A 13,179-nucleotide genomic window follows, 5' to 3' on the forward strand; every position below is an offset into this window, starting at 1 on the left:
GCTCATACCGGAATGCTGGTTTCAAACTTGCTACGAAAAGTGGAAAAGTACGCTTTCACATTGCGTACATTGGCTTGGCCGGCGAACAAGCGGTGGGCCAGGGCGTGATAGGCCGGCATATCCGCCACCTGCACAATCAGCACGAAATCCGGCCCGGGCGAGACCCGGTAGCATTGCAGCACCGCCGGTTCCGGTGCCACCAGGGCCTCGAACTCCGCCATGCGTTCCGCGGCTTGGATATCCAAGGAGATTTCCACAACCGCCGTCAGGTGCGCGCCGACTTTGTCCGGCGCCACCAGGACAACTTCGCGCGCGATCACGCCGGCATCGCGCAAATGCTTGACCCTGCGTAAGCACGTAGGCGCCGAAACGTGTACGGCAGCAGCCAGTTCGGCATTCGTTTGGGACGCATCCTTCTGCAGGGCATTCAGGATACGACGGTCGATTTCATCAAAGTTCATAATTTGAAAGAATATTTCACTCGGTATGCGACGTGAAATATTCTTGCACAGTAGATGGAAATGAGAAAGCAAATTTCTTCACGCCTGCTCTAGCATGCAATCATTAACTTTTAACGAACGAGGTCGCATATGTGCGGTATTGTCGGCGCTGTAGCTCAGCGCAATATCACCCCTATCCTGGTTGAAGGCCTGAAGCGCCTGGAATACCGCGGCTACGACTCCTGCGGCGTCGCCCTGCACCTGGACGGCAAGCTGCAGCGCTCCCGCAGCACCTCCCGCGTGGCTGACCTCGAAAAGCAGATCAATGAAGGTGGTTTGAACGGCTTCACCGGCATCGCCCACACCCGCTGGGCCACCCACGGCGCCCCAGCCTCGCACAACGCCCACCCGCACTTCTCCCCAAGCGAAGCGGCCGCCCGCATCGCCCTGGTCCACAACGGCATCATCGAGAACCACGACGAACTGCGTGCCGAGCTGACCGCCCTGGGTTATGTCTTCACCAGCCAGACCGACACCGAAGTGATCGCCCATCTGGTCGACCATATGTACAACGGTGACCTGTTCGACACCGTGCAGCACGCCGTCAAGCGCCTGCACGGCGCCTACGCCATCGCCGTGTTCTGCCGCGAGGAACCGCACCGCGTGGTCGCCGCGCGCCAGGGCTCGCCGCTGATCGTCGGCATCGGCCAGGGCGAGAACTTTGTCGCATCCGACGCCATGGCGCTGGCCGGCACCACCGACCAGATCATCTACCTGGAAGAAGGCGACGTGGTCGACCTGCAACTGGGCCGCACCTGGATCGTCGACGTCGACGGCAAGCAAGTGAATCGCGAAGTGAAGACCGTGCATGCCCACACCGGCGCTGCGGAATTGGGCCCATACCGCCACTTCATGCAAAAGGAAATCTTCGAGCAGCCACGCGTTGTCGGCGATACCCTGGAAGGCGTCACCGGCGTCATGCCGGAGTTGTTTGGTGACGGTGCCTACAAGGTGTTCAGGGAAATCGACCGCGTGCTGATCCTCGCTTGCGGCACCAGCTACTACGCCGGCTTGACCGCCAAATACTGGATCGAATCCATCGCCAAAGTCCCGGTCAGCGTGGAAATCGCCTCCGAATACCGCTACCGCGACAGCGTGCCGAATCCGAAGACCCTGGTGGTGACCATCTCCCAGTCCGGCGAAACCGCCGACACTATCGCCGCGCTGAAGCACGCGCGCAGCCTGGGCATGGAACACACTCTGACTATCTGTAACGTGTCCACCAGCGCCATGGTGCGCGAGTGCAAACTGTCCTACATCACCCGCGCCGGCGTGGAGGTTGGCGTGGCATCGACCAAAGCTTTCACCACCCAGCTGTCCGCCCTGTTCCTGCTGACCCTCAGCCTGGCGCAAGTGAACGGCCTGCTGACGGAAGAACAGGAATCCGCGCACCTGAAAGCCATGCGCCACCTGCCTTCCGCCATCGCCGCCGTGCTGGCGCTGGAACCGCAGATCATCGCCTGGGCCGAAGAATTCGCGCGCAAAGAGAACGCCCTGTTCCTGGGCCGCGGCATGCACTACCCGATCGCTCTGGAAGGCGCGCTGAAGCTGAAGGAGATTTCCTACATCCACGCGGAAGCCTATCCAGCCGGTGAACTGAAACACGGACCGCTGGCGCTGGTGACCGACGAAATGCCGGTAGTGACCATCGCCCCGAACGACGCCCTGCTGGAAAAGCTGAAGTCGAACATGCAGGAAGTGCGCGCCCGCGGCGGCCAGCTCTACGTCTTCGCCGACGTCGACTCGCGCATCACGTCCGGCGACGGCGTCCATGTGATCCGCCTGCCGGAACACTACGGCCAGCTGTCGCCGATCCTGCACGTGGTCGCGTTGCAGCTGCTGGCCTACCACACCGCTCTGGCACGCGGAACTGACGTCGACAAGCCTCGCAACCTCGCGAAATCAGTGACTGTCGAATAAGCTGGAGCGTAGGCGCCTGACCAGTTGTAGAGAAATAATAAAATCTGAAAAAATAATAAAGACTGACAATTGGCATTAGGTGGGGACGGGACACTGCTTTGATGTGGTGTCCTCGTCTCGCAACGGCCTTCGTAAGATTCGGTCGAGCGGACCGAAAATGGCTTCAGCGCACCTACACGATAACCAATGGAACGACCACATATAGAGCAAGTGCCGGGGCTTTGGGAATGCGATGGCTCTCTCCGAGATGTCTACTTTTTTGGCGCTGATATTGATCGCTGGTCACGGTTTCTTGAATTCGCGTTGACGCACCGTTTCACTTACATGACCGACGGCGAGGCCGCAGAGTTTCCAGGCATTGAAGAGGTCTTCCGGGCTCGGGAGGTAGCGCACTGCTTCTCGATCTGGATTGGTGATGCCTGTGCGAATTGCCACTTCTTCGTGACAGATGAAATTGAACTTGACCTAGATCCCCGTGAGGTACTTGGTCAAAATGAACACGAAGCATTGCTAGCGTTTGTCGAAGCGGCGGCAAATGTTGTCGGCCTTGACTGCGCCATTACGCCAGAAGGAACTGAAGGTTCGCCGTTCCTGTCGTTTAGCTTTTACGATCAGCGCTGGAAAATTCATGGCTAAGCATTTTATCAACTCAGCAGCTAGCGCAGAGCTTGCTCTAATCGCCAGCAAACCAGTCTAGTAAGGTCTATGGGAATTATCGGAATTTCAAGGAAGCCTATCGAAGGCGGCTTGATGCCGCTCGAGCATCAGATCCGATTCCGTAGCCATAGCTCCGTAGCTGATGGATACTTTTTCCTTATTGCGCCGCCCTTTCAAGAGTTTGTCTTGCACGGTGAAGACATTGACGGGCTTCACATCTTGGCTCGAGCCGCTGGCTCTTCGCTGCAACGAGGTCTTGAAATATGCGCTGAAGTAGAAACCATCATTTTGAATAGTCCCGATAAGTGGCGCAATGTCCTTGGGACTATCAAAAAACCCGGCCGTCCCGAGCGCCCGCATCAGCCACTGATTGTCCGACGTCGAGCACTTGCAATGCTTTCCCGCATTCGAAGACTGTTCGAAACTGCACAGTCCGAGGAGGCCGCGGTCATATTTGGGAACGGAGCGTTCTTTATACCGCTTTCAGGCATCGCGCTACCGCCTGGCGTTGAGTACCACTCATGAGACATGCAGAAACGCGTTCCTGGCGGCTGCCCAGTTAGTCTGTGTTGACTTAGGTATAGGCGCCGGAATCGGCCATAGTGATTAGCTGGCCAAGTAGTTCGACGTCAGTCATCGTATCGAGATAAGAGCCGGGCCGCGCACTGCCGATTGCCGGCATTCAATAGCATGCGGACTGCCTGCTTCAGCGACCGCTTACAACCTTGCTAAGCGGAGGTCAGGATGAGGTTTATGAGCGAACGAAATTTAGTAAAGAAATGTAATCGCGCGCATCTGCCGCCTGTAGAGCAGCGATGTAGGCAGCACGTGTTGTCGACGCGGTGTTCAATTTGGCTTGTCCCCATGTGAATGGCACAGCGCCATTCACATGCAAAAAGACTTCGGTGAACAGTCGAGCGTGGCGTCCATTCCCGTTCAGAAACGGATGAATCAAGACTAAACGATGATGTAGCCTGGTGGCGTTCTCGACTGGAACCGATCAATATCGTATAGATGATCGGTTGTAATCGATCATTATGGTCATAAACAATCGATCCTAGTCGATTATAGTTCTATACGGGAGCTAAGGATGAGTCTATAAATGAGCGCGCGCTACGGGGCAGAACTAGCTGCGCTTCATCGATAGCTCAACATCGCCAGGCAGCGACAGTGACAGGTAGGCGCCGTCCGGCTCGCGCACCACCGACATGTACTCAGGGCAGTAATCGGCGTTGTCGGCGATGATCAGGGCACCCGGACGCAGGCGGTGCTCCACCAAACGCAGGATGTCGAAGTACAGTCCTTTGGCGCCATCCAGCAGCAACAGGTCGATCTGCTCCGGCAAGCCGTTGCGCAGGGTCTCCAGCGCGTCGCCTTCACGGATTTCAACCAGGTCGAGCAAGCCGCCGGCTTCCAGGTTCTCGCGGGCGCGCTTCGCCTTGGACGGTTCGAACTCCGTGGTGATCAGCAGGCCGCCGCCGTTGTCGCGCAGGGCTGCTGCAAGGTGCAGGGTCGAGATGCCGAACGAAGTTCCGAATTCGACGATCACGTTTGCTTTGGCATTGCGTGCCAACATATATAGCAGCAGGCCGGTCTCGCGCGATACCGGGATCGCGGCGTCTTTGAGGTCCGAGTAAATCTCGCGATAGCCGGTTTTGCTGCTCATGATACGCACGCGCTCTTCTTCCGGCAGTGCGGCGAAGGCGGCGATGGCCGGCACTCTCGTGCTTTTGTCTTCGTCAAACAGGCGGTTCAACAAGGGCGCGACAGGTGCGGATGTCAGGGTAATCATGGGGGTATTCCTTTCTTGTGTAAGAGCAGGAATAATATGAAGAATCCTTCACATTTCATATTCGCATTCCCAAAGCACCATATGACTGACAGCAAAAACGCCCGTATCTCCTCGCGAAGAAGGCCCAAACAGGCCCGCTCCAATGACCTTGTCAGCGCGATCCTGGAGGCAGCTATTCAGGTTTTAGCGAAAGAAGGCGCCCGCCGCTTCACCACGACCCGGGTGGCGGAGCGGGCTGGCGTGAGCGTAGGCTCGATCTACCAGTACTTCCCCAACAAGGCCTCTATCCTGTTCCGGCTGCAGAGCGATGAGTGGCGGCAGACTTCGGCCATGCTGACCGAAATCCTGCAGGATGCCTCGAAGCCGCCGCTGGCGCGCTTGCGGGAATTGGTCCAAGCCTTTGTGCATTCGGAATGCGAAGAGGCGGCGGTTCGCACGGCCCTTAACGATGCTGCGCCGCTTTACCGCGATGCGCCGGAGGCAATTGAAACCAAGGCTGCCGGCGACCGGATGTTCCGCGCCTTCATCGACGAAGTGCTGCCCAATGCGAGCGATGCCGAGCGCACATTGGCGAGCGACCTGGTGATGGATACGCTCAGCGCTGTCGGCCAGCAGTTTTCGCAAGTGCCGCGTACCGACAAGGAAATCAAGGCCTATGCAGGCGCCCTGGCCGATATGCTGTGTGCATACCTGGCCGGGCTGGCAGCTCAGAACACCGCGCGCAAGGTCAAACGCACCGTGCGTGGTTCGCCGGGATGAAAGTGGATGTCGGATACACCCTCCGCCGGTTCGCCGGCAAGGCGTGACGGGTAATAGTAATCGACATCGCTTGCCTTGCGGTCGAACAGGTTGAACACGTCGGCCGTCAATTGCCAGCGGCGGTCAAAGCGATAGGTGGTGCGCAGGTAGGCGAGCGAAGTGCTGGACGAGCGAACGCTGTTGTCTTCGACCAGTGGACGCGGGCCGAAATAGCGCAGCTGGAAAGCGCCGGACCATGCGCCGATGTCGTTCAGCGTTGCGCCAAACGAAACCACCTTTTCCACAGCACCCGGAACGCGGTCACCTGCTGGGTCAAACTCCGTGTAGCGTGCGCGCGAATAGGCGAGGTCGAAGTCCAGCAGCAGCTGCTTGGTCGCGGCATAGTGATTATTCCACTCGATGCCGGAGCGCTTGCTGGCGCGGCTCGGCGCGGTGTCGCCGGCATCGCCGGAGAACACCAATTCCGAACCGGAGCGCAGGCGCCACAGTGCCATCGAGCTTTGCAGGCCCGGCACGAACTCGCTGCGTGCACCAATTTCCGCGCCACGAGTTTTAACCAGAGGCGTGACGGGGTCGACCGGCTCGCGTTCGCGTGGCGATAGTCGCGCCGTTGTACCGCGGGCATCGTTGCTGTGGAAGCCTTCGCCGTAATTTACGAAGAACTCCGTCTTGCTCCAGGGGCCCAAGATCAGCGAGAGCTTGGGCGATGCAATATGGTCGTTCACCTTCCCGGAATTCTCCGAGATGGAACTGGCGACGTCAAAGCTGTAGCGGTCGTAGCGCACGCCGGCGATGGAGCGCAGCCACGGCGTCCACTGCACAGTGTTCTGGAACCACGCTGCAACGCTGCCCTCGGTCACACGTGACTCGGCGATCGGGTGCCGCACGCGCTGCTGCGTCGTGGCATACAGGCCTACCGGTGCGATGCGGTCGAAGCGGCCTTGCACGCCGATGCTGTTTTCCATCGACCGGTCACCGAATTGACCGAACCAGGTCTGCGTCAGGTCGAAACCCCTCATCTTGCGGCGCTCCGTCTGCAGGAACTGGTCGCCGTTGACCGGGTCGTCGAGGAAGTAGGTGACGTTGTTGTACAGTGACAGGTCGTTACGCACCACATATGCGTGCGCCTCCGTCAGGCTGTCGCCGACGCGCCTGCGCCATTCGGTGGAGAGGCTGTAACGCGCTGTGCGGCCGCCGTCGCTCGGGTCGGCCGCACCGAATTCGTCGAGACGGCCATCCTGCACTGCGCGCAGCGGAATCTGGCTGGTTGCGTGCCAGCCGGCCTTGTACGCCATGCCGGTAATGCTGAATCGTTCGGCGCCGGTTCCTGAGCTGTACCGCAGCACGCCAATCGACTTGTGGAATCTTTCCGGCATCTGCCATGGACCGTCGTTGTGGCCCAAATCCAGCGCGTACAGGAGGTTGCCGTTGCCGACTTCTGTGGAATTCGCCACCACGCCACGGCGATACGCATGCGCGCCGGCAGTCAGCGACGCAATGCCTTCATTCAGCTTATCCGCCAAGCTCATATGTGCAGCACCGGCCGAAGCGAAGTCGCCTTCGTCAGCGTAATAAGGGCCTTTGCGATAGCGGATCTTGCTCACCAACTCCGGGATCAGGAAGTTGAGGTCTGTGTAGCCCTGGCCGTGCCCGTGCGTGCGCATATTGATCGGCATGCCGTCGACGAAGGTGGCGAAGTCGGTGCCGTGGTCCAGGTTGAAGCCGCGCAGGTAGTACTGGTTAGCCTTGCCGTCGCCGCTGTGCTGGGTGACGATCATGCCCGGAACGAATTCCAGGATCTCTCCAGGTCGCAATGCGGGGCGGTTGGCGATCAGTGTTGCGGTAATGGTTCCTTCGCTGGCAGCGTCGGAAGTGCGAATGCCATTGTCGTAGTGGTGTCCAACAACGTACACCCTTGCTGGTGTCTCCTGCTCTTGTGCCTGCGCGACAGCGCACAAGGCCCCCGCGATCATGGGGATCAATGATTTCTTCATTATGGATGTTTGAATCGGCAATCCCGCCCACCTCCCCGTGAGCGCGACCGAACAGCACGCGCATCTTGCCGATGCGCGCACCACCTGTCTGGCCGGTATCCGGGCTCGCAAGGCGGACCGTCTTGCCTTCCCATGCTTGCGCACAGTGGCTTGAGAGACGGCCTGTCGTTGAAGAACGACGCTTGCTTACCGTTGCGGGGGCAGCACACCTTGGCTTGCTGGCTGAAGCAGCACGGCCATGTGTTTCCCGTTTAACTGCGCGCATGAACGCGCGCGAGGCACCAAACGGCGGCGATTATACGCTATGCACTGTTGTTATCCTGCCACCTGTCGGTGTAAACCAGGTCGGCCAGCTTGCCGCGTGTTGCCCATCCCTCGAGTTCCAGCATCGGCTTGGGATAGAAGCCGGCGACGTGACCCAGGCAGATGATGGCGACCGGTTTGCCGCCGTCCGGTATGCCGAGCAAGGCCGCCAGCTTGGCAGGGTCGAACAGCGAGACCCAACCCATGCCAAGGCCCTCGGCGCGGGCGGCCAGCCACATGTTCTGGATGGCGCAGGCCACGGATGCCAAATCCATTTCAGGCAAGGTGCGGCGGCCGAAGATGTGCTTTTCGCGCTGGTCCATCAGGGTTGCCACCAGCACTTCGCCGCACTCGCGGATGCCTTCAACCTTCAGGCGCATGAACTCTTCGTTGCGATCACCCAAGGCGGCGCCGGTGGCCTGGCGTTCTTCGTCGACCAACCGGTACATCTGTTCGCGCAGTTCGGGGCGCTGGATGCGGATAAAGCGCCAAGGCTGCATCAGACCGACGCTGGGCGCCTGGTGCGCGGCACCCAGAAGGCGCATGAGGAGGTCCTCATCGACTGCACCGGGCACGAAATGGCGCACGTCGCGCCGTTCGGCAATCACACGATAAACGACATCAATCTCTGACTGGTCAAAGCTACTTTGCACTTCCATTCTCACTTTGATGGAACACGATTTCCTCAACGGCCTGGCCATTGCACAGGTGTTGGTCAATGATGCGGTCCATGTTTTCGGGAGTGACATTGTAGTACCAGGTGCCGTCCGGCTGGACGCAGGCTATCGGGCCGCCCTTGCAGGCGGCGAAACAGCTTACACGGCTGCGCTTCACCCGCAGCTCGCCTTCGTTCAGGCCGGCAGCCTTGAACTTGTCGCCCAGGCTATCGAACAAGGCTTGCGACTGGCCGTCGGCGGCGCAGCGTGGGCCGGTGCAGATCAACAGGTGGCGGTGATAGCTGCCGATCTTCGGCTTTACCGGAATGTCGCTCATGCCTCGCTCCCGTCGGCTGCGGTGCCTGTTTCGGCCTCCCACGGCTCGTCCAGCGTGGCGCGGATGTAGTCGGCCGGCAGGCGGTACTGCGCCGCCAGTGCTTCGATGCCGGCGCCGGCGTCGTGCTCGGCACGCAGCGTGTCGAGCCATCCCAGCAAGCCGGTCGACAGCGAACGGCCCGCGCGCTCGCCTTCGCGCGTTGCTCCACCCTCCTGCATATCGTATTTGTTGGAGTAGCCGCGTGGCGTCACCATCAGGCCGTCGCGCACGAAGGTGTTGCTGTTGCCGATCAGGACGGTGCTGAGCATGCCGATATCGGCGTCGGCCATGCAGTCCAGGGTAGTGAACACAATGTTCTCGCGACGGCGATAGGCGCTTTTGACGATGGCAACCGGCGTATCGGGACGGCGGTGGCGCAGGAACAGGCGCTGTGCTTCCACGATCTGGCGCGTGCGGCGGCCGCTTTTCGGGTTGTACAGCGCCACCACAAAGTCGGCCATGGCCACCGCGTCAAGGCGGCGGGCAATGGTTGGCCAGGGCGTCAGAAGGTCGGACAGTGAAATTGCGCAGAAGTCGTGGGTCAACGGTGCACCGACCAGGGCGGCGCAGCTATTCAGTGCCGATGCGCCGGGAATGATCTCCACTTGCACAGGGTCTTCCGGAGTCCAGCCGGACTGGAACAGCACCTCGTAGGTCGGGCCGGCCATGCCGTACACGCCGGCGTCGCCGGAGGAGATCAAGGCGACCTTCTTGCCGGCACGCGCTGCCTCCAACGCGCTGACGGCGCGATCCAGTTCTTCCGTCATGGATTTGCGGATGATCTCCTTGCCTTCAATGAGGTCGGCCACCAGCTTGATGTAGGTGACGTAGCCGATCACCACGTCTGCTTCGGCGATGGCGTCGCGGGCACGTTGCGTCATGTGGTCCACGCTGCCCGGGCCGATCCCGACCAGCATGATCTTGCCCGCGGCGGCGGGTTGTTCGAATGGAGCGTTCATGGGTTCTTCCTTGCGATTGAGACGGTGACGTTGCGGTTGTCGGCGCCTCGGAGTTTGAATTTTTCGACCACCAGGGCGGTCATTGGCGTGCCTGCGCCGGCGGCCAGCAGCGCGGCCGCCTCGCTGACCGAAGGGGTGCCGGTGTAGTGGCGAACGGTCTCGGAGGGATTCGGTACAGGCACCGCTGCCAGCTCTTCCGGCGCGTAGAAGTGCAGGGACCAGCCGTTTTCCTGTGCAAAGGCGAGCAAAGCCTGTTCATCGCGCTTCAGCGTGATGCTCGCGGCGGCGCTCACTTGGCCGGGCTCGGCACCGGCTTCCCGCAGTGCAGCCTGCACCGCATCGCGTACCGTTTGCAACATGGCGCCGCGGTCGCAACCCAGGCCGATGGTGAACGTACTCACGCTGCGCCATCCTGCGGAGGACGATAGACCACCAAACGCTCGTGCAGTGCGTTCCAGCGTTCTTGCGGCACTTCGGCATGGGTCACCCACAGCAGGGCCGTGTAACGCTCCAGCAGCACGTCGTCAAAGCTCTTGAAGAAGTGGATGTTGTCCGGCAGCGGCGTTGGGCGGGTCCACCAGTCCGGGCTGCCTGCTTCCTGTACGAAGGCGATCGGCTCGCCGTTCACGACGTGTGCCGAAACGCGCGTAATGTTGATCTTGGGGGCTTCCACGCGCCAGCCGAGGTGCCGGCCTAGGATATCGACGGGAATTGTGCGGCCGACATCGGACGCGGTGGTCAGCACAGGCGCCGCACCCAGCAAGTCGGCCACGCGCTCGCTCCATTCATTGGCGCCGCCGACGTGGCCGGACAGCATCGGGATCACGTACTGGCCGGCGTCGTCGACCACGATCACGCCGGGGTCTTCGTCTTTGCTGCGCAGGTGTGGCGCGATCAGGCGCACCACGGCGCCCAGCGAAACGAAGAATACGATCTGGTCATATCCTTCAAACAGGGGACCGATCTCGTCGCGCAACGCGCCGTCGTAGGCGTGCAGCGCATTCGGCAGGCCGGCAAACTGTGCTGCGAACTTGGCGGAAGTGCAGATGTCGGCGCCGGGCAGATCGGCCGCCAGGCGTACTGCCTGTGCTGCGCCGTGCTTTGTGATGGCCACCAGGCACAGGCGCGGCGCGGCTGTGTCGACAATTGATAAGCTGCTCATGCAGTCTCCAGGGAGGTTGGTTGAGGGCCGGCTTTTTTGAGGCAGCCCTTGATTCGTTCGCCGCGAATGCGATGCGGGTGTTTGAGGATCAACAGCGACAGGTAGCTGACCTTGGTGCCGCGCAGCGCAAGAATCTCGCCGGCGCTGAAACGGCGTTCGTCGGGCGCGCCAACGCGTTCGATGAAATGTGCACCGGGCAGAAGGTCTTCGCGTTCCAGCCAGTCGATCAGCTCGTCCAGCAGCGGCTTTACCTTCATCAGCACCAGGGTGTCGAAGTCGGGCAGCAGGCGGTCGACGGCGCTTACGCCATATGCGGCGGGCACAATGGCCACTGTGTCGTCCTGCTCGGCGAATGGCACCTGAACGTCGGCGCAGGCGGCGGTGAAAGAGTTGACGCCAGCGATGACCTGGACCGCGACCTGGTCGTCCATTGCCCGCACGGTACGCGCCAGGTGGCCGAACGTGGCGTAGGTGCTGGCGTCGCCTTCGACCAGGAACAATACGTCGCGTCCTGCGCGCAGCCAGGGCAGCACGGTTTGGGCGGCCTTCAGCCAGGCGCGCGCGAGCTTTTCGCCATCGTGCGTCATGGGGAACAGCAGCAGTTCATGCTCTGTTGGCGGCTCCAGGCCGGCGCGCAGCACGATATCCAGCGCGTAGCTGGGCGTCTTGCCGCTGCGGGCGGGATAGACCCATATGGCATCGCGGCGCTGCAACGCTTCCCAGGCTGCGCGCGTAATCAGGCCCGGATCGCCGGGACCAAGCGAAATTCCCCATAAGGTGCCGCTCATGCCTGCCCTCCCACGCGGCGCGCGCAGACGATCCATACAGGGTTCTCGGCCGCCATGCGGTGCATGTGCAGGATCGGTTTGCTGCGTGCAGCCTGCAGCTGCAAGACGTCCCAGGACACACCCTCGCCTTCCAGCGCCTGCAACGCGGCGGTGGCGGTGGCCAGGTTCTCCAGCGTGACGAAGTTCATCACCAGGGTGCCGTTCGAGCGCAGGCGGCGAAGAATACCGGTGATCAGGCCTGCCAGTTCCCCGCCCGAACCGCCGATGAACACCGCGTCCGGATCGGGCCAGGCATCCAGGCCTTCCGGTGCCTTGGCGTGATACAGGCTATAGTTTGCGACGCCGAAGGCGGCGTGATTGCGGCCGGCGATGGCACAATCTTCGTCGTTCTTTTCAATGGCAAACACGTGACCTTGTGGACAAAGGCGCGCAGCTTCCAGTCCTACCGAGCCGGAACCTGCGCCGATGTCCCACACCACGCTGTCGGTCCGAAGCTGCAGCCGCGCCAGGCTGACGGCGCGTACTTCCTGCTTGGTGATCAGGCCCTTCTCCGGCTGGCGTTGTTCGAATTCCGCATCCGCCAGGCCGAAACGCACAGGACGCGGCATCGGTGTCACCCGCCACAGCAACACCACGTTCAGGGCGGCGAAGCGCATGCCCGCCGCTTCCTGTGGACTAAGCTCGGCCAGCACGCGCTCTTCCGGCTGCAGCAGGTTCTCCGCGACCGCCATGTGGAAATCGTCGCCCAGGCCTTCGGCCAGCAGCAGCCGGGCAATGCGGTCGGGACTGTTGTCGGGGCTGGTCAGCACCAGCAGGCGCGAATACTGGCGCAGCGCCTGGGCCAGACCGTACAGGCCGTGACCCGGCGTGCTGCCGCGCGACCATTCGCCGGCATCGCGCGCGTGGACCGACACGATGCGCGCGTCCTGCCAGGCCAGACCGATGCGCGCGCAAGCCAGTTGCAGCGTCGACAGGTTGGGCAGGATATCCAGCGCCTGCACGCACAAGTGCTGAGCCAGGTATGGCGCGATGCCGTGGCACAGCGGATCGCCCGTGGCCAGCACGACGCAGCACAGGTTGTCGGCGCGTGCGGCGCGGACCCATTCGGGAACGTCCTTCAGCCGCGCGGTCAGGTCGCGGCAGAGGGCGCCCTCCTTGAATTCATTCTTCAGCAGCGCGAGCGTGCGGGCACCGCCGATGACCACGTCGGCGTTGCGCAGCCAGGCCAGCGCGGTCGCATTCAGGCTGGCCGCGCCGTCATCGAGCACGCCGATGACGCGGCAGGGATTGGGATCGGTTAAACAGGTATCCAT

Annotated in this window: 14 protein-coding genes, 1 pseudogene and 1 riboswitch; of the genes and pseudogenes, 3 read left to right on the top strand and 12 right to left on the bottom strand. The window is 61.4% G+C overall.

Features of this window, described 5'->3' with window-relative positions; genetic code table 11:
* Positions 1 to 2: 2 nt before the first annotated feature.
* On the bottom strand, positions 3 to 461 hold the full coding sequence (locus BM269_RS03705) for an Lrp/AsnC family transcriptional regulator (protein ID WP_090435697.1): 459 nt from the start codon (positions 459 to 461) through the stop codon (positions 3 to 5).
* A 129-nt stretch (positions 462 to 590) separates the two neighbouring features.
* Between BM269_RS03705 and glmS the strand changes: the two genes are divergently transcribed.
* Entirely contained in the window at positions 591 to 2,420 is a 1,830-nt protein-coding gene (glmS, locus tag BM269_RS03710; protein ID WP_090435698.1) for a glutamine--fructose-6-phosphate transaminase (isomerizing), read from the top strand.
* 186 nt (positions 2,421 to 2,606) lie between these two features.
* The gene (locus BM269_RS03715; RefSeq protein ID WP_139232659.1) at positions 2,607 to 3,056 is read left to right on the top strand and encodes a hypothetical protein; all 450 of its coding nucleotides are present in this window, start codon (positions 2,607 to 2,609) and stop codon (positions 3,054 to 3,056) included.
* 87 nt (positions 3,057 to 3,143) lie between these two features.
* On the opposite strand, the gene BM269_RS03720 is transcribed toward BM269_RS03715, so the two are convergent.
* The 3 genes and pseudogenes from BM269_RS03720 to BM269_RS03730 form a co-directional block, all read right to left on the bottom strand.
* The gene (locus BM269_RS03720; protein WP_090435700.1) at positions 3,144 to 3,437 is read right to left on the bottom strand and encodes a hypothetical protein; all 294 of its coding nucleotides are present in this window, start codon (positions 3,435 to 3,437) and stop codon (positions 3,144 to 3,146) included.
* A 391-nt stretch (positions 3,438 to 3,828) separates the two neighbouring features.
* Positions 3,829 to 4,059, bottom strand: a pseudogene (locus BM269_RS03725) (Fic family protein); the annotation flags it as partial.
* Positions 4,060 to 4,203: 144 nt separating this feature from the next.
* The gene (locus tag BM269_RS03730; protein ID WP_090435702.1) at positions 4,204 to 4,869 is read right to left on the bottom strand and encodes an O-methyltransferase; all 666 of its coding nucleotides are present in this window, start codon (positions 4,867 to 4,869) and stop codon (positions 4,204 to 4,206) included.
* 81 nt (positions 4,870 to 4,950) lie between these two features.
* Here BM269_RS03730 and BM269_RS03735 point away from each other — a divergent pair, with 81 nt between their 5' ends.
* Positions 4,951 to 5,628 (top strand): TetR/AcrR family transcriptional regulator, encoded by a 678-nt coding sequence (locus BM269_RS03735; RefSeq protein WP_090435966.1) that lies wholly within the window; start codon positions 4,951 to 4,953, stop codon positions 5,626 to 5,628.
* Here BM269_RS03735 and BM269_RS03740 read toward each other — a convergent pair.
* The 8 genes from BM269_RS03740 to cbiE all read right to left on the bottom strand — a co-directional run bounded on the left by BM269_RS03740 (position 5,577) and on the right by cbiE (position 13,179).
* A complete protein-coding gene (locus BM269_RS03740) occupies positions 5,577 to 7,622 on the bottom strand; it encodes a TonB-dependent receptor (protein ID WP_229204491.1) in 2,046 nt (681 codons plus the stop codon). The two genes, BM269_RS03735 and BM269_RS03740, sit on opposite strands and share 52 nt — an antisense overlap.
* A gap of 72 nt (positions 7,623 to 7,694) precedes the next feature.
* Positions 7,695 to 7,923: riboswitch (cobalamin riboswitch) on the bottom strand.
* 1 nt (position 7,924) lies between these two features.
* A complete protein-coding gene (gene bluB / locus BM269_RS03745; protein WP_090435703.1) occupies positions 7,925 to 8,584 on the bottom strand; it encodes a 5,6-dimethylbenzimidazole synthase in 660 nt (219 codons plus the stop codon).
* Positions 8,568 to 8,918 (bottom strand): (2Fe-2S) ferredoxin domain-containing protein, encoded by a 351-nt coding sequence (locus BM269_RS03750; protein ID WP_090435704.1) that lies wholly within the window; start codon positions 8,916 to 8,918, stop codon positions 8,568 to 8,570. The genes bluB and BM269_RS03750 overlap by 17 nt, the downstream gene beginning before the upstream one ends.
* Positions 8,915 to 9,916, bottom strand: a complete 1,002-nt coding sequence (cobJ, locus tag BM269_RS03755; protein WP_090435705.1) for a precorrin-3B C(17)-methyltransferase — start codon at positions 9,914 to 9,916, stop codon at positions 8,915 to 8,917. Before cobJ ends, BM269_RS03750 begins: the two co-directional genes overlap by 4 nt.
* Positions 9,913 to 10,317 carry a cobalamin biosynthesis protein gene (locus tag BM269_RS03760; protein WP_255372304.1) on the bottom strand — a complete coding sequence of 135 codons (405 nt, stop codon included), beginning with the start codon at positions 10,315 to 10,317 and terminating at the stop codon, positions 9,913 to 9,915. The genes cobJ and BM269_RS03760 overlap by 4 nt, the downstream gene beginning before the upstream one ends.
* Positions 10,314 to 11,078: a cobalamin biosynthesis central domain-containing protein gene (locus tag BM269_RS03765; protein WP_170860274.1), complete on the bottom strand. Its 765-nt coding sequence runs from the start codon at positions 11,076 to 11,078 to the stop codon at positions 10,314 to 10,316. The genes BM269_RS03760 and BM269_RS03765 overlap by 4 nt, the downstream gene beginning before the upstream one ends.
* On the bottom strand, positions 11,075 to 11,902 hold the full coding sequence (cobI, locus tag BM269_RS03770) for a precorrin-2 C(20)-methyltransferase (protein ID WP_090435706.1): 828 nt from the start codon (positions 11,900 to 11,902) through the stop codon (positions 11,075 to 11,077). Before cobI ends, BM269_RS03765 begins: the two co-directional genes overlap by 4 nt.
* A complete protein-coding gene (cbiE, locus tag BM269_RS03775; protein WP_090435707.1) occupies positions 11,863 to 13,179 on the bottom strand; it encodes a precorrin-6y C5,15-methyltransferase (decarboxylating) subunit CbiE in 1,317 nt (438 codons plus the stop codon). Before cbiE ends, cobI begins: the two co-directional genes overlap by 40 nt.

The organism is Duganella sp. CF458 (assembly GCF_900113115.1).
Classification (GTDB): Bacteria; Pseudomonadota; Gammaproteobacteria; order Burkholderiales; family Burkholderiaceae_D; genus Rugamonas.

Excerpts from the sequence above, each read along its gene's own strand:
- BM269_RS03705 (WP_090435697.1), bottom strand. The coding sequence starts at position 461 with ATGAACTTTGATGAAATCGACCGTCGTATCCTGAATGCCCTGCAGAAG.
- glmS (WP_090435698.1), top strand. The coding sequence starts at position 591 with ATGTGCGGTATTGTCGGCGCTGTAGCTCAGCGCAATATCACCCCTATC.
- BM269_RS03715 (WP_139232659.1), top strand. The coding sequence starts at position 2,607 with ATGGAACGACCACATATAGAGCAAGTGCCGGGGCTTTGGGAATGCGAT.
- BM269_RS03720 (WP_090435700.1), bottom strand. The coding sequence starts at position 3,437 with ATGCGGGCGCTCGGGACGGCCGGGTTTTTTGATAGTCCCAAGGACATT.
- BM269_RS03730 (WP_090435702.1), bottom strand. The coding sequence starts at position 4,869 with ATGATTACCCTGACATCCGCACCTGTCGCGCCCTTGTTGAACCGCCTG.
- BM269_RS03735 (WP_090435966.1), top strand. The coding sequence starts at position 4,951 with ATGACTGACAGCAAAAACGCCCGTATCTCCTCGCGAAGAAGGCCCAAA.
- BM269_RS03740 (WP_229204491.1), bottom strand. The coding sequence starts at position 7,622 with ATGAAGAAATCATTGATCCCCATGATCGCGGGGGCCTTGTGCGCTGTC.
- bluB (WP_090435703.1), bottom strand. The coding sequence starts at position 8,584 with ATGGAAGTGCAAAGTAGCTTTGACCAGTCAGAGATTGATGTCGTTTAT.
- BM269_RS03750 (WP_090435704.1), bottom strand. The coding sequence starts at position 8,918 with ATGAGCGACATTCCGGTAAAGCCGAAGATCGGCAGCTATCACCGCCAC.
- cobJ (WP_090435705.1), bottom strand. The coding sequence starts at position 9,916 with ATGAACGCTCCATTCGAACAACCCGCCGCCGCGGGCAAGATCATGCTG.
- BM269_RS03765 (WP_170860274.1), bottom strand. The coding sequence starts at position 11,078 with ATGAGCAGCTTATCAATTGTCGACACAGCCGCGCCGCGCCTGTGCCTG.
- cobI (WP_090435706.1), bottom strand. The coding sequence starts at position 11,902 with ATGGATCGTCTGCGCGCGCCGCGTGGGAGGGCAGGCATGAGCGGCACC.
- cbiE (WP_090435707.1), bottom strand. The coding sequence starts at position 13,179 with ATGGATACCTGTTTAACCGATCCCAATCCCTGCCGCGTCATCGGCGTG.